The 21712-nt window shown below is 62.3% G+C and carries 21 protein-coding genes; 12 read left to right on the top strand and 9 right to left on the bottom strand.

Features of this window, described 5'->3' with window-relative positions:
• Window positions 1-34: 34 nt before the first annotated feature.
• From yejK to BUC40_RS16135, 4 genes are all read left to right on the top strand, one after another.
• Window positions 35-1042 (top strand): nucleoid-associated protein YejK, encoded by a 1008-nt coding sequence (gene yejK / locus BUC40_RS16150; protein WP_073267195.1) that lies wholly within the window; start codon window positions 35-37, stop codon window positions 1040-1042.
• Window positions 1043-1066: 24 nt separating this feature from the next.
• Entirely contained in the window at window positions 1067-1390 is a 324-nt protein-coding gene (locus BUC40_RS16145) for a glutaredoxin family protein (RefSeq protein ID WP_073267194.1), read from the top strand.
• A 114-nt stretch (window positions 1391-1504) separates the two neighbouring features.
• On the top strand, window positions 1505-2275 hold the full coding sequence (locus BUC40_RS16140) for an SDR family NAD(P)-dependent oxidoreductase (RefSeq protein WP_073267193.1): 771 nt from the start codon (window positions 1505-1507) through the stop codon (window positions 2273-2275).
• A 278-nt stretch (window positions 2276-2553) separates the two neighbouring features.
• Window positions 2554-3204, top strand: a complete 651-nt coding sequence (locus BUC40_RS16135; protein WP_073267192.1) for a hypothetical protein — start codon at window positions 2554-2556, stop codon at window positions 3202-3204.
• Between the two features lie 205 nt (window positions 3205-3409).
• Here the strand turns inward: BUC40_RS16135 and BUC40_RS16130 are convergent, their stop codons facing one another.
• Complete coding sequence (locus BUC40_RS16130; protein WP_073267191.1) at window positions 3410-4624, bottom strand: aldose 1-epimerase family protein; 1215 nt, start codon at window positions 4622-4624, stop codon at window positions 3410-3412.
• Between BUC40_RS16130 and BUC40_RS22765 the strand changes: the two genes are divergently transcribed.
• On the top strand, window positions 4623-4877 hold the full coding sequence (locus BUC40_RS22765) for a hypothetical protein (RefSeq protein WP_139272196.1): 255 nt from the start codon (window positions 4623-4625) through the stop codon (window positions 4875-4877). The two genes, BUC40_RS16130 and BUC40_RS22765, sit on opposite strands and share 2 nt — an antisense overlap.
• Before the next feature lie 34 nt (window positions 4878-4911).
• Here the strand turns inward: BUC40_RS22765 and BUC40_RS16125 are convergent, their stop codons facing one another.
• Window positions 4912-5496: a DUF1349 domain-containing protein gene (locus BUC40_RS16125; protein ID WP_073267190.1), complete on the bottom strand. Its 585-nt coding sequence runs from the start codon at window positions 5494-5496 to the stop codon at window positions 4912-4914.
• Window positions 5497-5806: 310 nt separating this feature from the next.
• Window positions 5807-6898, bottom strand: a complete 1092-nt coding sequence (qhpR, locus tag BUC40_RS16120; protein ID WP_073267189.1) for an AraC-like transcriptional regulator QhpR — start codon at window positions 6896-6898, stop codon at window positions 5807-5809.
• Window positions 6899-7245: 347 nt separating this feature from the next.
• On the opposite strand from qhpR, the gene exaC reads away from it, so the two are divergent.
• The 4 genes from exaC to eutC all read left to right on the top strand — a co-directional run bounded on the left by exaC (window position 7246) and on the right by eutC (window position 12553).
• Complete coding sequence (gene exaC, locus BUC40_RS16115) at window positions 7246-8766, top strand: acetaldehyde dehydrogenase ExaC (protein WP_073267188.1); 1521 nt, start codon at window positions 7246-7248, stop codon at window positions 8764-8766.
• A 79-nt stretch (window positions 8767-8845) separates the two neighbouring features.
• A complete protein-coding gene (gene eat, locus BUC40_RS16110; RefSeq protein ID WP_073267187.1) occupies window positions 8846-10291 on the top strand; it encodes an ethanolamine permease in 1446 nt (481 codons plus the stop codon).
• A 48-nt stretch (window positions 10292-10339) separates the two neighbouring features.
• On the top strand, window positions 10340-11734 hold the full coding sequence (locus BUC40_RS16105; RefSeq protein ID WP_073267186.1) for an ethanolamine ammonia-lyase subunit EutB: 1395 nt from the start codon (window positions 10340-10342) through the stop codon (window positions 11732-11734).
• Window positions 11735-11743: 9 nt separating this feature from the next.
• Window positions 11744-12553 carry an ethanolamine ammonia-lyase subunit EutC gene (gene eutC / locus BUC40_RS16100; protein ID WP_073267185.1) on the top strand — a complete coding sequence of 270 codons (810 nt, stop codon included), beginning with the start codon at window positions 11744-11746 and terminating at the stop codon, window positions 12551-12553.
• Between the two features lie 187 nt (window positions 12554-12740).
• Here the strand turns inward: eutC and BUC40_RS16095 are convergent, their stop codons facing one another.
• From BUC40_RS16095 to BUC40_RS16075, 5 genes are all read right to left on the bottom strand, one after another.
• On the bottom strand, window positions 12741-13676 hold the full coding sequence (locus BUC40_RS16095; protein WP_073267184.1) for a glutathione S-transferase family protein: 936 nt from the start codon (window positions 13674-13676) through the stop codon (window positions 12741-12743).
• Between the two features lie 53 nt (window positions 13677-13729).
• The gene (locus BUC40_RS16090) at window positions 13730-14029 is read right to left on the bottom strand and encodes a GIY-YIG nuclease family protein (RefSeq protein ID WP_073267183.1); all 300 of its coding nucleotides are present in this window, start codon (window positions 14027-14029) and stop codon (window positions 13730-13732) included.
• A 7-nt stretch (window positions 14030-14036) separates the two neighbouring features.
• The gene (pcsA, locus tag BUC40_RS16085; protein WP_073267182.1) at window positions 14037-14747 is read right to left on the bottom strand and encodes a phosphatidylcholine synthase; all 711 of its coding nucleotides are present in this window, start codon (window positions 14745-14747) and stop codon (window positions 14037-14039) included.
• A gap of 104 nt (window positions 14748-14851) precedes the next feature.
• Window positions 14852-15358, bottom strand: coding sequence for a nuclear transport factor 2 family protein (locus BUC40_RS16080; RefSeq protein ID WP_073267181.1), 507 nt, complete (start codon window positions 15356-15358; stop codon window positions 14852-14854).
• Window positions 15359-15425: 67 nt separating this feature from the next.
• The gene (locus tag BUC40_RS16075; RefSeq protein WP_073267180.1) at window positions 15426-16370 is read right to left on the bottom strand and encodes a LysR family transcriptional regulator; all 945 of its coding nucleotides are present in this window, start codon (window positions 16368-16370) and stop codon (window positions 15426-15428) included.
• Between the two features lie 121 nt (window positions 16371-16491).
• Between BUC40_RS16075 and BUC40_RS16070 the strand changes: the two genes are divergently transcribed.
• From BUC40_RS16070 to mmsB, 3 genes are read left to right on the top strand one after another with little or no spacing between them, the layout of a single operon-like run.
• Complete coding sequence (locus tag BUC40_RS16070) at window positions 16492-17844, top strand: MFS transporter (protein ID WP_073267179.1); 1353 nt, start codon at window positions 16492-16494, stop codon at window positions 17842-17844.
• Between the two features lie 22 nt (window positions 17845-17866).
• Window positions 17867-19363 carry a CoA-acylating methylmalonate-semialdehyde dehydrogenase gene (locus tag BUC40_RS16065; protein WP_073267178.1) on the top strand — a complete coding sequence of 499 codons (1497 nt, stop codon included), beginning with the start codon at window positions 17867-17869 and terminating at the stop codon, window positions 19361-19363.
• Window positions 19364-19373: 10 nt separating this feature from the next.
• Complete coding sequence (mmsB, locus tag BUC40_RS16060; protein WP_073267177.1) at window positions 19374-20270, top strand: 3-hydroxyisobutyrate dehydrogenase; 897 nt, start codon at window positions 19374-19376, stop codon at window positions 20268-20270.
• A gap of 678 nt (window positions 20271-20948) precedes the next feature.
• Here the strand turns inward: mmsB and BUC40_RS16055 are convergent.
• Entirely contained in the window at window positions 20949-21710 is a 762-nt protein-coding gene (locus BUC40_RS16055) for an amino acid ABC transporter ATP-binding protein (RefSeq protein ID WP_042555443.1), read from the bottom strand.
• Window positions 21711-21712 lie beyond the last annotated feature (2 nt).

Raw genomic sequence — 21712 nt, 5'->3', positions numbered from 1 at the left:
CGGCCGCCGCCAACTCGCTGTTAAAGGACCTCCCATGCCGATCCGTCACTGCATCGTCCACCTGATCGACAAGAAGCCCGATGGCACGCCCGCCGTGCTGCACGCCCGCGACAGCGAACTGGCCGCCTCCCAGGCCATCGAGAACATGCTGGCCGACCTCAACGACAGCTACAACGCCAAGCAGGGCAAGGCCTGGGGCTTCTTCCACGAGGAATCCGGCGCCTACCCGTTCAGCGGCTGGCTGAAGACCTACCTGGAAGACGGCGAGGATTTCACCGCCTTCAGCCGCCAGGCCGTCGAGCATCTGCAGAAACTGATGGAAGAGTCCAACCTGTCTACCGGTGGCCACGTGCTGTTCGCCCACTACCAGCAGGGCATGACCGACTACCTGGCCATCGCCCTGTTGCACCACAGCGAAGGCGTGGCAGTCAACGACGCACTCGACGTGACGCCGGCCAAGCACCTGGACCTCGGCCAACTGCACCTGGCCGCGCGCATCAACATCAGCGAATGGCGCAACAACAAGCAGTCCAAGCAGTACATCTCGTTCATCAAGGGCAAGAACGGCAAGAAGGTCTCGGAGTACTTCCGCGACTTCATCGGCTGCCAGGAAGGCGTCGACTCGCCCAGCGAAACCCGCACCCTGCTCAAGGCTTTCAGCGACTTCGTCGAGAGCGAAGACCTGCCGGAAGAACAGGCTCGGGCGAAAACCGATACTCTGGTCGACTACGCCACCAGCCAGGCCAAGATGGGCGAGCCGATGACCCTGGAAGAGCTCTCCGGGCTGATCGACGAGGAGCGCCCCAAGGCCTTCTACGACCATATCCGCAACAAGGATTACGGCCTGTCGCCGGAAATCCCCGCGGATAAACGCACCCTGAGCCAGTTCCGCCGCTTCACCGGCCGCGCCGAAGGCCTGTCGATCAGCTTCGAGGCTCACCTGCTGGGTTCCAAGATCGAGTACGACGAAGCCTCCGACACCCTGACCATTCGCAACCTGCCCACCCAGCTGACCGACCAGTTGAAGCGCCGTAAAGACTGACTAACCTGAGTAGAGGACTGCAGCATGAAACGGATTTTGCTGATTCTCGCGGTACTAGCGACCTGGCAACAATGGGATCGCATCGAGCCGATGCTGTTCGGCAAGCCGCAGCAGGTGGCCGGCCAGGGTGAGGTAATTCTCTACTCCACCAGTTGGTGCGGCTACTGCGCCAAGACCCGCGAGTTTCTCGGCGAACGCGGCATTCCCTACACCGAAATGGACATCGAAAAGTCCCCCGAAGCGCGCCGTGCCTACGACGCCCTGGGCGGCCGCGGTGTGCCGGTGTTGAAGGTCAACGGCACGGTGATCCACGGCTACAACCCGCAGGGGATTCTGGCGGCGTATTGAGGCAGGCAGGTTGTTGCCCTCGAAAGGTCATCCAGCGCTGCGCTGCCCACCTGAACGGCACACCTTGCTCCGCAGTCATAACAAGCACCTCGGCCAACCCTCTCAAGGTGCGTGATGCGTTTGATACCCGGACTGAACAGCGATGCACAGGTGCTGATAGCCGGCGCCAGCCGAGGTATTGGCCTGGCGCTATGTACCGCCCTGCTCGAACGCGATGACGTGGCCCAGGTCTGGGCGGTGGCGCGACAAGCCAGCACTTCTGTAGAGCTGGAAAAGCTTGCCGAACGCCATGGCCATCGCTTGGAACGACTCGACTGCGACGCCCGCGATGAGCAATCCCTCGAAGCCCTGGCTCGCGAAATACACCAGGAATGCAATCACCTGCATCTGGTCATCAGCACCCTGGGCATCCTCCATCAGGACGGTGCCAAAGCCGAAAAGGCCCTCTCGCAACTGACCCTGACAGGCCTGCAGGCGACCTTCGCGACCAACGCCTTCGCACCGATTCTGCTGCTCAAGCACCTGCTCCCTTTATTGCGTAAACACCCCGCCACCTTCGCCGCCCTCTCGGCGCGCGTCGGCTCCATCGGCGATAACCGCCTGGGTGGCTGGTACAGCTACCGCGCCAGCAAAGCGGCGCTCAACCAGTTGCTGCACACGGCCAGCATCGAACTGAAACGCCTGAACCCCGCCTCCACCGTCCTGACCATCCACCCTGGCACCACCGACACAGAATTGTCCCAACCCTTCCAAGCGAATGTGCCAGAAGGCCAGTTGTTCGAACCGGCATTTTCAGCGGATCGCATTCTGGAAGTGGTAGGCGCACACGGGCCGGATGACAGCGGGAGCTTCTGGGCGTGGGATAACCGGCCGATTGTTTGGTAAATGGGTTTATTCAGAAATAACGATCAACGCCAATGCTTGTGCGTGGCGGCTACCGGACAAAAGCGAACAGCCTCACTCGCACTGAGCTGGTTTCCCTGAGGCGCGAAGCATCTACGAAACTCTGGACGTTTCAAAAACCATACTTAGGGCTCGCATATAAAACGACGTAGTACTGTGTTCAACACCGTGTTTTGGTTCGCCATTCTCTAGTGATGCAATAAGATGGCTACCAACAGCAAGACACACTATGTGGGCGCCTCTGTCGAAAAGGATATTTCGTGTTAAGGAAGATACTCACCCTTCTTTGTAGCGCTCTGCCAATAACAGGTAACGCCACCCAAGAAGCTCAGTTCTGGAATTGGTTTGTTGAGAACGAATCTGCACTTTTCAGCTTCACATCTCCTACCGACCCTTTGCTCAATGACCTGACCCGCCAATTGACTCAGGTTAACGCAGACCTGGCATTCGAATTCAGCCTAGTGGCTCAAGATGGCAGGCGCGAATTCGTTATCAGTGCGAATGGATTAAAGGAAGCATTCCCAGCCGTTGAAACGCTTTATGCGGCCGCGCCGACGCTAGAGCGCTGGGATATCATTAAGTACCGTCCTCGGCGAAATCCCGTTCATACGCTCTCAATTGGAGGTCGCGAGTTCGACCCTTCCAAGGTGAATTGTTTACTGGTTAAGGATGGGGCAAAGATTGGTATCGTGATCATGTACGACGATTACGAACAGGAAAACAAGCTATTCGTACAGGCATCCTATCTATTGCTTGATGAAGCTCTGGGAGAGTACGCCGTTGAGATGCAGGTTGGTTTTGTCGACATACGAAGTAGAGAGGATAGCTGGATCGCCCAATCCTTCCCCTTAACCGAGCTTGCATCGGAATTTGATGCCGCGAAGATGCGGCTCGCCGGCCAGATCGAGTAATACCCTGGACGCTGATTGGCTGGGAGGCGCGCTACCCAAAGCCTAAGGCAATCGGCCAAGAGCGGGCAGTAATCGAATCATTACGAGCACCCCATCGACTGCTCAAGGTCACGCACTCGCTGGCGGACTTTGAACAGTGGATGGGATCAGGCGCAAACAGCCAGCCGAAGGATTGCAAGATCGGCCGACAATGCTGCAGCCGGCGTCACTCCTTGGTCAGGTCAACCAGCGGCGTCTGTCGCACTTCAGTCTTGCGCCCATCCTGAATCTCGCTCACCTGCTTCAAGGCCTTGTCCACCGCTGGCTTATCCGCCAGCAGGCTGTAGCGGATCTGGAACTGCTTGTGTTCCTTCGGCGCGATGGTCGGCACCAGGTTCAGCGGGCGCTGATAACGACGGTTGTAGGAAAAACTGGTGCCGGGCTCCAGCCCGGTGACATAGCCCTGGCCCTGGGTATCGGTGTTTTTCCACAGCGAGAACACTGGCAGGGTCTGGGTATTGAAGCCGACTGAAACGCCCAGGCTGCCGGACTTGTTGTGCAGCACGGTCAGGGTGTCGCCCTTGGCGTCAGCGTAGGGCACCACGTTGTAGACCGTTTCGTCGTAGTCCTTGGTGGGCGCGCGATAGGTTTGCCAGTCGGCCAGCTCGCCCTTGGCCTTGTCGTTGAACGGCGATACCTGCTTCACGGGCGCAGCGAAACGCGCACCTTGCTCCAGGAACGGCGTGCTGAAGTTGCTGTGGTACAGCGCCTGGTATTCCTTCGGGTAGTCACCGTTGTTGGTCAGGGTGTCGTTGAGGGCAAAGGTCACGCTGCCGGGTTCAGTGACCAGCTCGGTGGCCACGGAGAAGTCGACTTTCTTGAATGCCTGCTCTTTCAGCTCGCCACGCAAGGTGATCGCGTAGGGCGGCTGTTCATCGATGTGCAGGGTGACCTTGCTGGCCGGAATGTTCGCGGCCCGGCCATGCAGGGTCAGTAGTTCGCCGTTATCCATGCCGGGATGGCCAACCCACTCGTAGCCGCAGCGGGTGACCAGCTCGTTGAAGCCTTCCAGCCAGCCAAGGCCACCGCGGCCATTGAGTTCGATGAAGGCCGGGTTTACCACTTCCTTGACCGGCGAGTCCCAGCCCATACGTACATCGCCGACCGAGGCCTGCAGAACGTTCATGCCTCGCGTGGGCACCACGGAAAGCTTCATGGTGCCGTTGTCGATATCGACGATGCTGACGCCCTCCTGCCGGCCGCCGTGCAAGGTACGCAGGGTAACGCTAAAGGGTTTGTCGGTTTTGACGCCGAGTTGCTGACTGGTGATCTGCCAGTTCTGAGCGGGCTTGTCGGTGTCGAGCAGAACGTAATCCCAGGCCATGGCGTGGGAAGCAGCGGAAAATGCGCCGAGCGCAACGAAGAATTTGATAGGGGTCATGACTGCAGCCTTTCTTGGAGTTTTGTGGTTTTTTTATAAACTTGATGAAACGTTTCAGCAAGCTGAAAAAACCAACCTGACTCCGACGCGCTTGGCAGCGAGTGCGGGCAAACTCGGTAATTGCGCTGATAACGGCAACTGCTGTCCACAACAGGTTCCTATCAACCAGAAGCAGACTGCCAATGTGTCCACCAAATCCGGGGCGATTCAGCGGGCAGTGACCCCAATAAATATGTTCCTTTTGCATGCGTGAAGGGTCGCGGTGTCCGCACGGCGCCAGCGCCCCACTACGTCAGGTCATGAAGGTCTTTGCTGGTGGCCGGGTTAATGGCAAATTCCGAGAAGCGGACAACAAGCCCGCTTCGTTCCGGGGTACAGGCCGTGGGGCCAACCTGGTAAGTATTGGCAACCGGGAACGGAGCCAACCGCAGCAGCGGCCAGAAGCTGCCGTCGCGGGACGCCTGGATACGCATCGCGCCATTGAAAAGCGTGACGCGGATATAGAAGTCCTCCAATTCCTTGAACGGCTGCGAGACCGACCAATCCGATTTCCCATCGGTGACGACGGTGCTTAGAAACGCCTGCCCATCGGTGAACTCCACCCCCGTCTTTACCCAACGTTTCTCGTCGATCCGCACCATCAGGCCTGCCTGGTCGTACAAGGAACGGAATTCGCCCTGAATGCGGATTGTCGCCGTGAATTCGTCGGCAGTGGCAATGCCCAGGAAATGCCCCGTATCGCGGGTAAATCCATAATGGGTCTCTCGCCAAAAATCCGTTTTTTGATCGGTTGTTATCGTCAGGTTGTGTTCCGAAACCTCTGAAGTGGCGGGACGATTCAGCCATTCGCCACGTCTAAAATCGATATTCATACGCAGGCTCCATGCGAGACGAGATAAGAAGCATTGATACCGACCGCTCGAAAAAGCGATCAGCAAAGCCATGCAACGTCGGCCGAACCCTGCACCTCAGGCAAGACTCGCTGCCGACATTGATCTGGTAGGGCTTCAGACTCGAGGGACGGGGACTTCGTTTCCCCGTTCTGGACGGGAAGCGGTTTAGATGCACCGCCTGGAACGGGTGCCATAGAGTGGCTGGCGTATTGGTTTTCTGGCTGATAGCTGCCAAAACCAATCCAGCTCTTTTACACGATGCCCATCGGAGGGCTACACAGCCAGTCACTCAGTGACGACGCCCACCTACCCCATCACTCTCATGTCGCCATTGCCGTGGGCTGACCCCGAACCAGCGGCGGAAGGCGCGGGAGAAGGCGCTGACTTCCGAGTAGCCGAGCAGCGGCGCCAGGTTGGAGATGGGCAATTGGTGCTGGCGCAGGTAGTGGGTGGCGAGTTCGCAGCGCACTTTGTCGACCATCGTGGAGAAAGTCAGGCCCAGGTCGCGCAAGCGGCGCTGCAACGACCAGCTACTCATGCCCAGTTGTTCGGCGGCCACTTCCAGTACCGGCTCGCCCATCAGCAATTGCTGGCGAATCTGCTCGCGCACGTCATCGGCCAGGTCACGCGCACCGCGCCCGCTGAGGTTGCTGAGTTGGCTGAGCGAGTCCTGCATCACCAGCAGCAGTATGGGGTCGCCCTGGGGCATGGCGCGGTCCAGGCCGCGTTTGGGGATGACCAGAGAATTGAACGGCTGCTCGAAGTACACCGGTGCATCGAAGACTTTGCAGTGCTCGTGCCAGTGCTCGGGGCGTGGGTGTTCAAAGTGCACCGCGCGCGGTGCCCACTGCGGGCCGAGCACATGGCGCACTAGATTGAGTGCCATGCCCAGGGTCAACTCGGCGTCCTGGCGGCGGCAGAGGATCGCTCCGTGGCGCACCTGATAGTCGAAGCGGTAGCACTCGCCCTCGTCCACCAGGCGGATCAGGCTGTTGCGCTGGTGCAACGGAAAGGCGCGGGCGAAGTTGATCAGTGCCTGCTCGACGGTTGCCGAACACAGGCCGATATAACCGAGCAGCCCCAAGGCTTGCGGTTTGAACTGCTGACCGTAGTACAGCCCGAAGTTGTCGCAGCCCGATTGGCGCGACGCCTCCTCCAGCACCTGGCAGTAATTGGGCAAGGCCAGGCTCAACGTAGGGTGGCGCAGGGATTCGGGATCGATGCCGGAAACGCCAAGAACACGATCCGGATCGCCGCCATGCTTTTCGATAAAGCCGCACAGGCCACTGGCTGCTGCAGCCAATACGCCATTGTTGCTTGGCCCGCCAGCTGTAAAAGACAAACCGGCAGAAAGGTCGGGCTGGACGAAAACGGAGCTCATGGCGCCTCCTTGGTGACAATTTATGTCTGAAAGCAAGAAATACGCCGGTTGTTGAACGACCCACCAGGAACCGCTGCCCGTGGGTATCTGCGCATCGCGTCTCGAAAACGCAAGATCGAGAAAGCCCCAAAACGAGTCATTTGGAAACACCCGCACCGAAACGACGCAGAGCATTTGACTCGCCGCGACATTGCCCGAGCGGCCCTGCAAATTTGACTTTGCAGAACAGCCAGCCTCGCCTAGGGTCAAGTCGGCCACATGAATTCGTCTCATAGTTCAATGCGAGCCCCGGTCGTGCTCGCGACCCGCCCCTGAAAACTACAAGAACTCGCAATGGGAGAACGTCAATGATCTATGCCAAACCCGGTACCGCAGGCGCCGTCGTCACCCTGAAATCGCGCTACGGCAACTACATCGGCGGCGAGTTCGTCGCGCCGGTCGGTGGTCAGTACTTCACCAATACCAGCCCGGTGGATGCCTCGACCATCGGTGAATTCCCGCGCTCGGACGCCAAGGACATCGACAAGGCCCTGGACGCCGCCCACGTTGCCGCCGATGCCTGGGGCAAGACCTCAGTGCAGGATCGCGCACTGGTCCTCTTGAAGATCGCCGACCGCATCGAAGCCAATCTCGAGCTGCTCGCCGTCGCCGAAACCTGGGACAACGGCAAGGCCGTGCGCGAGACCCTGAACGCCGACGTGCCGCTGGCCGCCGACCACTTCCGCTACTTCGCCGGCTGCATCCGCGCCCAGGAAGGCACTGCCGCCGAAATCAACGAGCACACCGCCTCCTACCACTTCCACGAGCCGCTGGGCGTGGTCGGGCAGATCATCCCCTGGAACTTCCCGCTGCTGATGGCCGCCTGGAAGCTGGCCCCGGCCCTGGCCGCCGGCAACTGCGTGGTATTGAAACCAGCCGAACAGACGCCGCTGTCGATCACCCTGCTGGCAGAGATCATCGGCGACCTGCTGCCGCCGGGCGTGCTCAACATCGTCCAGGGCTTCGGCCGTGAAGCCGGCGAGGCGCTGGCCACCAGCACACGCATCGCCAAGATCGCCTTTACCGGCTCCACCCCAGTCGGCTCGCACATCATGAAATGCGCCGCCGCCAACATCATTCCCAGCACCGTGGAGCTGGGCGGCAAGAGCCCGAACGTGTTCTTCGAAGACATCATGCAGGCCGAGCCGGCGTTCATCGAAAAGGCGGCCGAAGGCCTGGTGCTGGCCTTCTTCAACCAGGGCGAGGTGTGCACCTGCCCGTCGCGGGCGCTGGTGCAGGAGTCGATCTTCGAGCCGTTCATGAACGAGGTGATGAAGAAGATCAAAGCCATCAAGCGCGGCAACCCGCTGGACACCGACACTATGGTCGGCGCCCAGGCCTCGCAGCAGCAGTACGACAAGATCCTCAGCTACCTGGAGATCGCCCAGCAGGAAGGCGCCGAGCTGCTTACCGGCGGCGCGACCGAGAAGCTGGAGGGCGACCTGGCCAGCGGTTATTACATCCAGCCGACCCTGCTCAAGGGCACCAACAAGATGCGTGTGTTCCAGGAAGAAATCTTCGGCCCGGTGGTGGGCGTGACCACCTTCAAGGACGAAGCCGAAGCCCTGGCCATCGCCAACGACACCGAGTTCGGCCTGGGCGCCGGCGTGTGGACGCGCGACATCAACCGCGCCTACCGCATGGGCCGCGGCATCAAGGCCGGCCGCGTATGGACCAACTGCTACCACCTGTACCCGGCGCACGCTGCCTTTGGCGGCTATAAAAAGTCCGGGGTCGGGCGCGAAACCCACAAGATGATGCTCGACCACTATCAGCAGACCAAGAACCTGCTGATCAGCTACGACATCAACCCGCTGGGCTTCTTCTGAAACTGCCGAATGCCATCGAACGCAGCCAACTAACGCGACGCCCCGCCTTCTGACGGCGGGGCGTGCAGGAGTCCCCAAAATGTCCAAAGAGACAATCGCCACACCCTCGCAAGGCGGTGTGGAAACCGAAGCGGTCAGCGCCGACTACTTCGCCAACCGGCAACTGAAACAAGGCGCCGCCGGCTGGATCCTGTTGATCGGCCTGGGCGTGGCCTACGTGATTTCCGGCGACTACGCCGGCTGGAACTTCGGCCTGGCGCAAGGTGGCTGGGGCGGCATGTTCATCGCCACGCTGCTGATGGCGACCATGTACCTGTGCATGTGCTTCTCGCTGGCCGAACTGTCCTCAATGATTCCTACTGCCGGCGGCGGCTACGGCTTTACCCGTACGGCGTTCGGCCCCTGGGGCGGCTTCCTCACCGGTACGGCGATCCTCATCGAATACGCCATAGCACCGGCGGCCATCGCCTGCTTTATCGGCGCCTATTGCGAATCGCTGTTCGGCGTCGGCGGCTGGATCATCTATCTGGTGTTCTACGTGGTGTTCATCAGCATTCACATCCTCGGCGCTGGTGAGGCGCTGAAGCTGATGTTCGCTATCACCGCCGTAGCGGCCATCGCCCTGGGCGTGTACATCGTGGCCATGATGCCGCACTTTCAGGTCGCCAATCTGTTCGACATCCCGGCAACCGAAGCCACTGGCGCCAGCAGCTTCCTGCCATTCGGCTACCTCGGGATCTGGGCCGCCCTGCCCTACGGCATCTGGTTCTTTCTGGCGGTCGAAGGCGTGCCGCTGGCTGCCGAAGAAACCAAGGATCCCAAGCGTGACCTGCCCCGCGGCCTGATCGGCGCGGTGCTGGTGCTGCTGGTATTCGCCGGGCTGATTCTGCTGGTCGGCCCAGGCGCCGCCGGTGCCCAGTCGCTGGTGGCTTCGGGTAACCCGTTGGTCGAATCGCTGGTCAAGGTCTACGGCGGTTCCACCTGGATGAGTCAGTTTGTCAACCTGGTCGGCCTGGCCGGTCTGATCGCCAGTTTCTTCTCGATCATCTACGCCTACTCGCGGCAGATCTTCGCCCTGTCGCGCGCCGGCTACCTGCCACGCAGCCTGTCACTGACCAACCGCAACAAGGCGCCGGTCATGGCCCTGATCGTACCGGGCATCATCGGCTTCGGCCTGTCGCTGACCGGCCAGGGTGACCTGCTGATTCTGGTGGCGGTATTCGGCGCCACGCTGTCCTACGTACTGATGATGGCGGCGCACATCACCCTGCGCAGCCGTCGTCCCGACATGCCACGCCCCTATCGCACCCCCGGCGGCGTGCTGACCTCGTCGGTGGCGCTGGTGCTGGCTGCCGTGGCGCTGGTGGCCTGCTTCCTGGTCGACCTGCGGGTCGTGATCGGTGCGGCAGTCATCTACGCTCTGTTCATTGCCTACTTCGCGCTGTACAGCCGTCACCACCTGGTGTCCGGCACGCCGGAGGAAGAGTTCGCGGCGATTCAAGCTGCCGAGCAGTCACTGCGTTAACCCCTTGCAGCGGCCGCTGAAAAGCGGCCGCGACAGGAGACATGATTCATGGCTGGATTCACTCACACAATCGCCCACATGACCTGGCGCTTCGACAGCCTGCGCGAACTGATGGCCAAGGCCAGCCCGGCGCGCTCCGGCGATTACCTGGCCGAGGTCGCCGCGCAGAGCGATGCCGAGCGTGCTGCAGCGCAGATGGCCCTGGCCGAGGTGCCGCTCAGGCACTTCCTGCAGGAAGCGTTGATTCCCTATGAAAAGGACGAAGTCACCCGGCTGATCATCGACACCTTTGATGCCGATGCCTTCGCCCCGGTCAGCCACCTGACCGTGGGCGGCCTGCGCGACTGGCTGCTCAGCGATGCCGCCGACGAAACCAGCCTGACCTCCCTGGCACCGGGGCTGACCCCAGAAATGGCCGCGGCAGTGTCGAAGATCATGCGCGTGCAGGATCTGGTGTTGGTCGCCCAGAAGACTCGCGTGGTAACCAAATTCCGCAACACCATGGGCCTGCGCGGGCGGATGTCCACGCGCCTGCAGCCCAACCACCCGACCGACGACCCGGCAGGCATCGCCGCCAGCATTCTCGACGGCCTGCTGTACGGCAACGGCGATGCGATGATCGGCATCAACCCGGCCACCGACAGCGCCAGCTCGATTCGCGCGTTGGTGGACATGCTCGACGCGATCATTCAGCGCTACGAAATCCCCACCCAGTCCTGCGTGCTGACCCACGTCACCAGCTCCATCGCCGCCATCGAACGTGGCGCGCCGCTGGACCTGGTGTTCCAGTCGATCGCCGGCACCGAGGCGGCCAACGCCAGTTTCGGCGTGACCCTCAAGGTACTGCAGGAAGGCTACGAAGCCGGCCTGAGCCTCAAGCGCGGCACCTTGGGCAACAACCTCATGTACTTCGAGACCGGCCAGGGCAGCGCGCTGTCGGCCAACGCCAATCATGGCGTCGACCAGCAGACCTGCGAAACCCGCGCCTATGCCGTGGCCCGGCACTTCAACCCGTTTCTGGTCAACACCGTGGTCGGTTTCATCGGCCCGGAGTACCTGTACAACGGCAAGCAGATCATCCGCGCTGGCCTGGAAGATCACTTCTGCGGCAAGCTCCTAGGCGTACCGATGGGCTGCGATATCTGCTACACCAACCATGCCGAAGCCGACCAGGACGACATGGACACCCTGCTGACTCTGCTCGGCACCGCCGGCATCAATTTCATCATGGGCATTCCCGGTTCGGATGACGTGATGCTCAACTACCAGACCACCTCGTTTCACGACGCCCTGTACGCACGCAAGGTGCTCGGCCTGCACGCGGCGCCGGAGTTCGAAGCCTGGCTGGCGCGCATGGGTATCTTCCAGCAACAGGGTGGCCGCCTGAGCATGGGCAACGAGCTGCCGCCGGCGTTTCGCCAGGCCCTGGCACAACTGGCTTGAGAGGTCGCCATGTCCGATAAGTCCCCCGCCACCGAGAACCCCTGGCAACAGTTGCGCCAGCTGACCCCGGCGCGCATCGCCCTGGGGCGTGCAGGCACCAGCCTGCCCACCGCCGCACAACTGGATTTCCAGTTCGCCCATGCCCAGGCCCGCGATGCCGTGCACCTGCCCTTCGACCATCAAGGCCTGTGCGAAGAGCTGCAGGGCCGCGGCCTGGATACCCTGCTGCTGCACAGCGCGGCAGCCGACCGGCACACCTACCTGCAGCGCCCAGACCTGGGCCGACGCCTGGACGAAGAGTCCGCCAGCGCCCTGGATGATTACGCGAGGGAAAACGGTCGCGGTTACGACCTGGCCATCGTCATCGCCGATGGCCTGTCGTCCCTGGCCGTGCGCCGCCACAGCCTGCCGTTTCTGGAAAAGCTGCTGGAGCAGACTACCGAAGAAGGCTGGAAACTGGCGCCCATCACCCTGGTGCAGCAGGGCCGGGTCGCGGTTGCCGATGAAGTGGGCGAGCGCCTGGGCGCCAAGATGACCGTGATCCTGATCGGCGAACGCCCGGGCCTGAGCTCGCCGGACAGCCTGGGCCTGTACTTCACCTACGCACCGCGGGTCGGCCTCAACGACGCCTACCGCAACTGCATCTCCAACGTGCGGCTGGAGGGCCTGAGCTACGGCATGGCGGCCTTCCGTCTGCTGTACCTGATGCGCGAAGCCTGCCGCCGCCAGCTGTCGGGCGTGGATCTGAAAGACGAAGCCGAAGTGCCGACTCTGGAAGATGCCGGGCCGGGGAATTTCCTGCTGCCGGATCAGCGATGAAGCAATAGGTCGTAGCCGTAGGATGGGTCGGGCCGCGTAGGTGAAACCCATCGGCGATTGATGGGTTTCACCCATCCTAAGCGGCCCGCCCCATCCTACGGCCTGTCCCCCAAACCTCTCGCGGCTAAAGCCGTTCCCACGCCTGGTACCTTTGTGGGAGCGGCTTTAGCCGCGATCTTTATCGAGCTCAACGCGCTTCGATGCGGAACCCCAGGCGCGGAAAGTGCACATGCACGACGCCAGCGCGATCATCTTCACGGCGCAGGATCAGCTCCTCGGAGCCAGCAAACAGCAGTTCACCCTCGACCGCTTCTACCCCATAGTCGATAGCCGAAATCGCCACCCGCTGGCCGGCTGCGAAGCCATTCGGCTCACTGAACACCTCAGCGGGCAGCGGCGCAGGCGTGGCCGTGCGCGCCACATCGATCGCAGCTTCACCACTGATCTCCTCGGACTTGCCGTGCCCAAACGCCAGAACCCGGTCCAGCCAGGCCGCAACATCCGGGTAACCATCGACCAGCGGCGAGGTCACCGGCGTTGCGCGCAGGAACCACAGTGGATGCGCCATGGCGATATCGGCCAGGCTTGGCTCGCCGAACAGGTACTGGCCGCCGCTGGCCTGTAGCTGAGCCTGCAGCCGCGCCATGAACACGGGCCACTGGTGTTTGGCTTGCTCGGCCGGCAGCCGGCTGGCCTGGCCACCCGAGAACAGCTTGCTGCGGTCGGCGATAAAGGTCTGCACGAACTCCGGCCGCGCCTTGGCGAAACGCAGGGCCATGGACTCGGGCTGGAACACCAGGCTCACCGCATGCTGGAACACCACCGAATCGGCCCACTGGGCGAAGGTGGCAATGGCGAATGCCTGGGCGCCCGGCAACAAGGCCGGCTGCGGCTGATAGGCCTCCAGGCGGCAGGCGATCAGGGCGCTGTCGCAATAGATGTCCGCGCCGATCTGCAGCACCGGCGTCTTGCGGTAGCCACCAGTCAGCGCGGTGAGGTCCGGCTTGGGCATCACCGGCGGAATCTGCACCGAACGCCAGGCCAGGTGCTTGAAGCCCAGCAGCAGGCGGGCCTTTTCGGCGAAAGGCGAGGTGGGATAGTGGTGCAGGATCAACTCAGACATGGGAGACCTCCGTGGACGGATTGGTCTCGCAGCTTACCCCAGCCTGCGCTCGCTCAGCGTGATGGCAACTCATCAAGCACATGCATCAGGCTGCCGGTGGCCACCAGGGCCTCCTTGGCGCCCTTGCCGAGCCGTTTGATCGCCCGTTCACGGCGCAAGGCATCGCCCTTGCTACTACAGCTTTCGCTGTACACAAGCGCCACTGCCGGGCTGGAGAAGAAGAATCGGGCGCCTTTGCCGCATTGGTGCTGGGCAAACCGCCGCTGCGGATCATCGCTGATGCCGCAGTAGAGCGCGCCATTGGCGGCGCGCACGAGGTAGACGAACCAGGTTTTGTCGGCGCTGACGCTCATCGCGCGATCAGGCGAACCACTCACGGGCCGAGCGCCACACGCACATACCCACGAAGTACGCCGAGGACAGGCCCCACAGCACCAGCAGCCAAACAGGCTGCGCCGGGAACTGCAGGATCAGGCCGGCACAGGCGAACATCCACACCATGGTCACGGCGATGTTCAGCGGCATGAACTGCTTGACCCGGAACGGGTGCAGGAACTTCATGCGGGTCAGGGTCAGGCCGGCCAGCACCATGATCACCGCGAAGGTAACCCAGGGTTCGAAGTCCAGCAGGTAGAGGTACACCACCACCACGTTCCACGCCGCCGGGAAGCCGACGAAGTAGTTGTCCTTGCTCTTCATGTTGACGTTGCAGAAGCAGAACAGCGACGACAGCAGGATGATGCCCACCGACAGCAGCAGCGTGTACTCGGGCAGCGGAATGAAGCGATAGACGAAGATCGCCGGGATAAACACGTAGGTGAGGTAATCGATCACCAGGTCGAGGGTGGAGCCGTCGAAATGCGGCAGCACCACTTTCACGTCGTATTTGCGCGCCAGGGTACCGTCCAGGCCATCGACCAGCAGCGCCAGGCCCAGCCACATCAGGCAGCTTTCCGCCCGCCCCTCGATCAATGCAAGCAACGCCAGCATACCGAGGATGACTCCGCTCGCGGTTACCGCGTGCACACTCCAGGCCTTGGCTTTACGGGGGGATAGGGACATAACACTCATGATCGAAATACTCTGGCGGACGGGCTTTCAGTCGATGAACCAGGCCTTTACATGCACTCGGCCATTCATCGATGAACTTCTGACCGGAGAGCGTACCACTCCGTTCAGCCGCGCGCTTCTCCGCCGTGCTGCTCGTCTGACGCACGGGCGGCCTGAAACTGCCGCAGACCGCCTCGCGCCTGCTTGCGCACCGTGTTCTTGAGCAGCGGTGTCCAGCCGATCAGCATGCCCTGGAAGCCCAGTGCCTGAGCGGCCCAGCGCCACATGTCGAAGTGGTCGCGGTGCTCGACAATCAGCCCGTCACGAATCACGAACGAGGCGTGGATGCGGTTGACCACCGTGCGCCCGGTCTGCGGGAACAGGTAAGTGGCTACCCAGTTGGCGCTACCGCCGCTGGCATCGGCCTGCACATCGCTGAAGGTCAGGGAAAACTTCTTGGCGCGGGAGGTGAGCATGCGCCACATGTCGCGAGCATCATCGCCATTCAACTCGCCGAAGGCCGGGTCGCTGAAACGCACGTCCGGCGCGTAGCAGCGCGCCATCTCCTCGGCGTCGAGGCACTGGAATGCCTCGTAGAAACGGGTGATCAATTGGGCATTTTCTGTGGACATGGCATGGCCTCCTGGCAGTGGGCCGCAGTATCGCCCGGGCCGCGCGTGACCGCCATGGGCAAATGAGTCACACAATCACCATATCCGCGGTATCACCGAGCAAAAACGCACGATTGCGTTCGGCGCAGGCACGCAGGTAATCGGCCACCAGGGTGATGCGCTTGAGCTTGCGCAGGTCTTCGCGGTAGTAGAGCCAGAACTGCCGGGTGACCTTTACCTGATCAGGCAGTACCTCGATTAGCCGGGCATCCGGGCCGGCCAGAAAGCACGGCAGGATCGCCAGCGCCCTACCCTGCAAGGTCGCCAGGTACTGGGCCACCACGCTGGTGCTACGCAGCGCGCTGCTGGCATTGGGCACGATGCTTTCTAGATAGAGGAGCTCCGGGCTGAATGCCAGGTCATCGACGTAAGTGATGAACGAGTGCCGGCTCAGGTCGTCCACGCCGTGGATCGGCGGGTGCTTCTGCAGGTACTCGGGCGTCGCATAGAGCTTCAGGGCGTAGTCGCACAGTCTGGAACAGACATAAGGCCCGCGCTCCGGGCGTTCCAGGGTGATGGCGATGTCCGCCTCGCGCCGCGACAGGCTGATGAAGTGCGGCACCGGCAGCAGGTCGATGGCGATGTTCGGGTAGATGTCCTGGAAGCCGCCAAGCTGGGGCGCCACGAAATAGCTGCCAAAGCCCTCGGTCGAGCCGATGCGCACGTGGCCCGAAAGCGCCAGGCTGGCGCCCGACACCTGTTCGCAAGCCGTCTGCAGGGTGCTTTCCAGCGCCTCGGCGTAGCCCAGCAGATGCTGTCCCTCCGTGGTCAGCACGAAGCCGCTGGCCCGCGAGCGCTCGAACAACAAAGTGCCCAGCGCCTTCTCCAGCGCCCCGATACGCCGTGACACGGTGCTGTAGTCCACGCCCAGACGCCGGGCCGCGCTGCTGGCGGTTCGGGTACGGGCGACTTCGAGGAAGAACTTCAGGTCGTCCCAATTCATCTGGCCGGCCGACATCATGCTTTTTTGCATAATGAACCTGTCTTTTTAGGCGATCCATCGGAAAGTTTGCATACCTATACTCCAGCGAGGCAGTTCATTCCAGCTGCCGACAGTTCCAAGTTCCTACGACAAAAACAACAGCAGGCAACTCATGAACGACTCACACGCGCAAGGGCCGGCTGCCGGCCGCAAGCACTATCGTATCGCTGGCCTGGCCAGCATGGCGGGCACCACCATCGAGTGGTACGACTTCTTCCTCTACGGCACCGCCGCCGCGCTGGTCTTCAACAAGCTGTTCTTCCCCACCCTCGACCCGATCACCGGCGTGCTGGCGGCGTTCGCTACCTACGCGGTGGGTTTTATCGGCCGGCCACTGGGCGGCATCATCTTCGGCCACTTCGGTGATCGCATCGGCCGCAAGTCGATGTTAATGCTCACGCTGTTGATGATGGGCATCCCGACCATCGCCATCGGCCTGCTACCCACCTACGAGCAGATCGGCTACTGGGCTGCGGCGCTGCTGGTGGTCATGCGCTTTCTGCAGGGCATGGCCGTGGGCGGTGAATGGGGCGGCGCGGTATTGATGGCCGTCGAGCACGCCCCCGAAGGCAAGAAGGGCTTCTATGGCAGCCTGCCGCAGACCGGCGTCGGCGCAGGCCTGGTGCTCTCCACCCTGGCCATGGGCGCGGTCGCCACGCTGCCCGAGGAGCAGATGCTCAGCTGGGGCTGGCGCCTGCCGTTCCTGGCCAGCGTGGTGCTGCTGGCGGTGGGTTGGCTGATCCGCGTGAAGGTCGCCGAGTCACCGGACTTCGAGAAGCTCAAGCAGCAGAACCGTCGCGTCAACCTGCCGCTGATGGAAGTGGTGCGTAAACACCCGCGCGCCACCCTGACCATCATCGGCGCGCGCACGGCCGAAAACGCCTGGTTCTACATGGCGGTCACCTTCGCCCTCGCCTACGCCGCCAACCAGCTGCAGATTCCCCGGGCCGACGTGCTGCACGCCATCACGGCCGGTGCTGCGCTGTCGCTGGCGACCATGCCGTTCTGCGGCTGGCTGTCCGATCGCGTCGGCCAGAAGCGCCTGTACTTCACCGGGCTGCTGTTGCTGTGCGCCTTCGTCTACCCGTTCTTCGCCATGCTCGGCACCCGCGAACCGGTGCTGGTGTGGTGGGCCATGGTGCTGGCGGTGGGCGTGGTGTTCCCAATTCTGTATGCCCCCGAACCGCTGTTGTTCGCCCGCCAGTTCCCGGCCGAGATTCGCTACAGCGGCATCTCGCTGTCGGTGCAACTGGCCGGCGTACTCGGTGGCGGCTTCGCACCGATGATCGCCACCAGCCTGTTGGCTGCCGCCGACGGCAGCCCGCGCTACGTGATCGCCTACCTGATCGGCATGGGCATCGTCGCGCTGTTCTGTACCGCGCTGATGCGCAGCGACCCGCCCCGTGTGCAGGTTGAGCGCAGCGCAGCGAATGACCCACGCCCAGCTCCATTGCGCGCCCGCTGATTTCCAGACAAAGGATCGAAACATGACCACTACCGTGAAACTGCTGATCAACGGCGAATTCGTCGAGTCGCGCACCGAGCAATGGCGCGATGTCGTCAACCCGGCAACCCAGGAGGTGCTGGCTCGGGTGCCATTCGCCACCGGCGAGGAAATCGACGCCGCCGTGGCCAGCGCCAGCCAGGCGTTCAAGACCTGGCGCAAGATCCCAATCGGCGCCCGTGCGCGGATCTTCCTCAAGTACCAGCAACTGATCCGCGAAAACATGAAGGAGCTGGCGGCCATTCTTACCGCCGAACAGGGCAAGACCCTCGCCGACGCCGAGGGCGATGTGTTCCGTGGCCTGGAAGTGGTGGAACACGCCGCCGGCATCGGCAATCTGCAACTGGGTGAGCTGGCCAACAACGTGGCCGGCGGCGTGGACACCTACACCCTGCTGCAGCCGCTGGGCGTGTGTGCCGGCATCACCCCCTTCAATTTCCCGGCAATGATCCCGTTGTGGATGTTCCCGATGGCCATCGCCACCGGCAACACCTTCGTGCTGAAACCTTCGGAACAGGACCCGATGGTCACCATGCGCCTGTGTGAACTGGCGCTGGAGGCCGGCGTACCGCCTGGCGTGCTCAATGTGGTGCACGGCGGCGAAGCGGCGGTGAACGCGATCTGCGATCACCCGGACATCAAAGCGGTGTCTTTCGTCGGCTCGACGCGGATCGGCACCCACGTCTACAACCGCGCCAGCCAGGCCGGCAAACGCGTGCAATGCATGATGGGCGCGAAGAACCACGCCATCGTGCTGCCCGATGCGCACAAGGAGCAGACCCTGAACAACCTGGCCGGCGCCGCGTTCGGCGCTGCCGGGCAGCGCTGCATGGCCCTGTCGGTGGTGATTCTGGTCGGTGAAGCGCAAGGCTGGCTACCGGACCTGGTAGCCAAGGCCGAAACGCTCAAGGTCGGCGGCGGCATGGAGAGCGGCACCGATGTCGGCCCGCTGATCTCCTGCGCGGCGCTGGACCGGGTCAGCAGCCTGATCGAGCGCGGCAAGAGCGAAGGTGCCCGCCTGGTGCTCGATGGCCGCAACCCGGCGGTGGCCGGCTACGAGCGCGGCAACTTCGTCGGGCCGACCATCTTCGATGGGGTGACGCCGCAGATGAGCATCTACCGCGAGGAGATCTTCGGCCCGGTGCTGTGCGTGGTACACGCCGCCACCCTGGATGAGGCCATCGCGCTGATCAACGCCAACCCCAATGGCAACGGCACGGCGATTTTCACCCGTTCCGGCGCTGCAGCCCGGCATTTCCAGGAGGAAATCGACGTTGGCCAGGTGGGCATCAACGTACCGATTCCGGTCCCGGTGCCGATGTTCTCGTTCACCGGATCGCGGGCCTCGAAGCTCGGCGACCTCGGCCCGTACGGCAAGCAGGTGGTGCAGTTCTATACCCAGACCAAGACCGTGACCCAACGCTGGTTCGACGAAGGTGACGTCGGCGGCGCGGTGAACACCACCATCACCCTGAAGTGAGGCGACGACCATGAATATCGGATTCATCGGCCTGGGCAACATGGGTGCGCCCATGGCCCACAACCTGCTCAAGGCAGGCCACACGCTGCGCGTATTCGACCTCTCCACCGGCGCGGTCGCAGCCCTGGTGGACGCCGGCGCCACCAGTGCCGAGACCGCCTGCGGCGTGCTGCAGGACGCGGAGATGGTGATCACCATGCTGCCCGCCTCGGCCCATGTGAAAGCGGTCTATCTCGGCGATGACGGCCTGCTGGCCAAGGTAACGCCGGGTGTGCTGCTGATCGACTGCTCGACCATCGACCCGCTGGCCGCCCGGGAAGTCGCCAAGGCGGCCATTGCCCACGGCAACCCGATGCTCGATGCACCGGTGTCTGGCGGCACCGGCGGTGCGGCGGCGGCCACCCTGACCTTCATGGTCGGCGGCGCCGAGGCGGACTTTGCCAAGGCGCAGCCGATCCTGGCAGCCATGGGCCGCAACATCGTGCACTGCGGCGGCAGCGGTAACGGCCAGGTGGCGAAGGTGGCCAACAACATGCTGCTGGGCATCTCGATGATCGGCGTTGCCGAGGCCATGGCGCTGGGGGTATCGCTGGGCATCGATGCCAAGGTGCTGGCGAACATCATCAACACCTCCAGCGGGCGCTGCTGGAGCTCGGACACCAACAACCCCTACCCCGGCGTGCTCGACAACGTGCCGGCATCGCGCGGTTACAGCGGCGGCTTCGGCACCGACCTGATGCTCAAGGATTTAGGCCTGGCCACCGACGCGGCGCGGCAGATCAAACAACCAGTGATTCTCGGCGCCCTCGCCCAACAGCTCTACCAGCGCTTCAGCTGCGACGGGCACGGTGGGCTGGATTTCTCGGCGATCATCAACGCCTATCTGGGGCCGCAGGACAAGTCGTAAGGCTCAGGGGCCAATAGGCCGAATCTGCTTCTCACCCGAAAAGGTTCTTCGAATTTTCGCGAGGAGAATGCGCTCGGCACCGAGGTGGGTATGGCGCATTGGCTTACGACTATCCAACATTGCGCCTCCTGCACCTTTGTGTCGCGCTCCTTACGGGCGCAACACTTCTGATGGGAACAAGGCGCGAGCTTGCACGATTTCCAAAAGCTCAGCTCGAAAACGCCTGCGTTTGCTCTTGGGCTGCGGTCGCACAGGCGACGACCAAGTCCCCTTCAGGAGGCCGAGTGTAATCGCTGTGTAAGGGGTTGAGCGGCATGGATGCCGCGAGAGCTGCGATGGGCCAGGGATGGCCCATCGCAGCGTGCCCCTGAAACAGTGATGGAGCGAGGGAACCCCGGCGCAGCCGGGGCCGAATGATGGGGTGCCCTTCTCTTTGGTTACTTTCTCTTGGGCAAGCAAGAGAAAGTGACTCGCCCGTAAGCGGCGAAACCCATCAGGCAAGGCGATGTGTTAATGGAGAGTGCCAGGTCATCGACAGCGAACAATTTTTCCAGTCTGGCGTTAACCCGCCCGCTCACCAAAAGAAGAACAAAAAAACGCCGGGGCATGAGCCCCGGCGTTTTTTATCGGCGTTTCCGGCAAAGCGCAGACCAATGTCTGCGCTTTGCCCAACCATTCTCAGTGCAGAATCTGCCCCAGGAACAGCTTGGTACGCTCGTTCTGCGGATTGTCGAAGAAGGCGTTCGGCTCGGCCTGCTCGACGATCTCGCCCTTGTCCATGAAGATCACGCGGTCGGCTACGGTACGGGCGAAGCCCATCTCGTGGGTCACGCAGAGCATGGTCATGCCGTCCTGAGCCAGACCGATCATGGTATCGAGTACTTCCTTGACCATTTCCGGGTCGAGTGCCGAGGTTGGCTCATCGAACAGCATGATTTTCGGCTTCATGCACAGGGCGCGGGCAATCGCCACACGCTGCTGCTGACCACCGGACAGTTGCCCCGGGAACTTGTGAGCCTGTTCCGGGATGCGTACGCGCTCGAGGAAGTGCATGGCGATTTCTTCGGCCTTGCGCTTGGGCATCTTGCGAACCCACATCGGCGCCAGCGTGCAGTTCTGCAGTACGGTGAGGTGCGGGAACAGGTTGAAGTGCTGGAACACCATGCCCACTTCGCGGCGCACGGTTTCGATGTCCTTGAGGTCACGGGTCAGCTCTGTGCCATCGACCACGATGCGGCCGGCCTGGTGTTCTTCCAGGCGGTTGATGCAACGAATGGTGGTCGACTTGCCCGAACCCGACGGGCCGCACAGCACGATACGCTCGCCCTGGCGCACGTCCAGGTTGATGTCCTTGAGTACGTGGAACTGGCCGTACCACTTGTTCACGCCCTGCAGCTGAATGATCGGCTCAGCGCTGGGTTGCTTGTTTGCTTCGCTCATCT

The sequence above is a fragment of the Phytopseudomonas punonensis genome (assembly GCF_900142655.1).
GTDB classification, from domain to species: Bacteria; Pseudomonadota; Gammaproteobacteria; order Pseudomonadales; family Pseudomonadaceae; genus Aquipseudomonas; species Aquipseudomonas punonensis.
This window is presented reverse-complemented; position numbering and strand designations above follow the sequence as displayed.

Excerpts from the sequence above, each read along its gene's own strand:
- yejK (WP_073267195.1), top strand. The coding sequence starts at position 35 with ATGCCGATCCGTCACTGCATCGTCCACCTGATCGACAAGAAGCCCGAT.
- BUC40_RS16145 (WP_073267194.1), top strand. The coding sequence starts at position 1,067 with ATGAAACGGATTTTGCTGATTCTCGCGGTACTAGCGACCTGGCAACAA.
- BUC40_RS16140 (WP_073267193.1), top strand. The coding sequence starts at position 1,505 with ATGCGTTTGATACCCGGACTGAACAGCGATGCACAGGTGCTGATAGCC.
- BUC40_RS22765 (WP_139272196.1), top strand. The coding sequence starts at position 4,623 with ATGACTGCAGCCTTTCTTGGAGTTTTGTGGTTTTTTTATAAACTTGAT.
- BUC40_RS16130 (WP_073267191.1), bottom strand. The coding sequence starts at position 4,624 with ATGACCCCTATCAAATTCTTCGTTGCGCTCGGCGCATTTTCCGCTGCT.
- BUC40_RS16125 (WP_073267190.1), bottom strand. The coding sequence starts at position 5,496 with ATGAATATCGATTTTAGACGTGGCGAATGGCTGAATCGTCCCGCCACT.
- qhpR (WP_073267189.1), bottom strand. The coding sequence starts at position 6,898 with ATGAGCTCCGTTTTCGTCCAGCCCGACCTTTCTGCCGGTTTGTCTTTT.
- exaC (WP_073267188.1), top strand. The coding sequence starts at position 7,246 with ATGATCTATGCCAAACCCGGTACCGCAGGCGCCGTCGTCACCCTGAAA.
- eat (WP_073267187.1), top strand. The coding sequence starts at position 8,846 with ATGTCCAAAGAGACAATCGCCACACCCTCGCAAGGCGGTGTGGAAACC.
- BUC40_RS16105 (WP_073267186.1), top strand. The coding sequence starts at position 10,340 with ATGGCTGGATTCACTCACACAATCGCCCACATGACCTGGCGCTTCGAC.
- eutC (WP_073267185.1), top strand. The coding sequence starts at position 11,744 with ATGTCCGATAAGTCCCCCGCCACCGAGAACCCCTGGCAACAGTTGCGC.
- BUC40_RS16095 (WP_073267184.1), bottom strand. The coding sequence starts at position 13,676 with ATGTCTGAGTTGATCCTGCACCACTATCCCACCTCGCCTTTCGCCGAA.
- BUC40_RS16090 (WP_073267183.1), bottom strand. The coding sequence starts at position 14,029 with ATGAGCGTCAGCGCCGACAAAACCTGGTTCGTCTACCTCGTGCGCGCC.
- pcsA (WP_073267182.1), bottom strand. The coding sequence starts at position 14,747 with ATGAGTGTTATGTCCCTATCCCCCCGTAAAGCCAAGGCCTGGAGTGTG.
- BUC40_RS16080 (WP_073267181.1), bottom strand. The coding sequence starts at position 15,358 with ATGTCCACAGAAAATGCCCAATTGATCACCCGTTTCTACGAGGCATTC.
- BUC40_RS16075 (WP_073267180.1), bottom strand. The coding sequence starts at position 16,370 with ATGCAAAAAAGCATGATGTCGGCCGGCCAGATGAATTGGGACGACCTG.
- BUC40_RS16070 (WP_073267179.1), top strand. The coding sequence starts at position 16,492 with ATGAACGACTCACACGCGCAAGGGCCGGCTGCCGGCCGCAAGCACTAT.
- BUC40_RS16065 (WP_073267178.1), top strand. The coding sequence starts at position 17,867 with ATGACCACTACCGTGAAACTGCTGATCAACGGCGAATTCGTCGAGTCG.
- mmsB (WP_073267177.1), top strand. The coding sequence starts at position 19,374 with ATGAATATCGGATTCATCGGCCTGGGCAACATGGGTGCGCCCATGGCC.
- BUC40_RS16055 (WP_042555443.1), bottom strand. The coding sequence starts at position 21,710 with ATGAGCGAAGCAAACAAGCAACCCAGCGCTGAGCCGATCATTCAGCTG.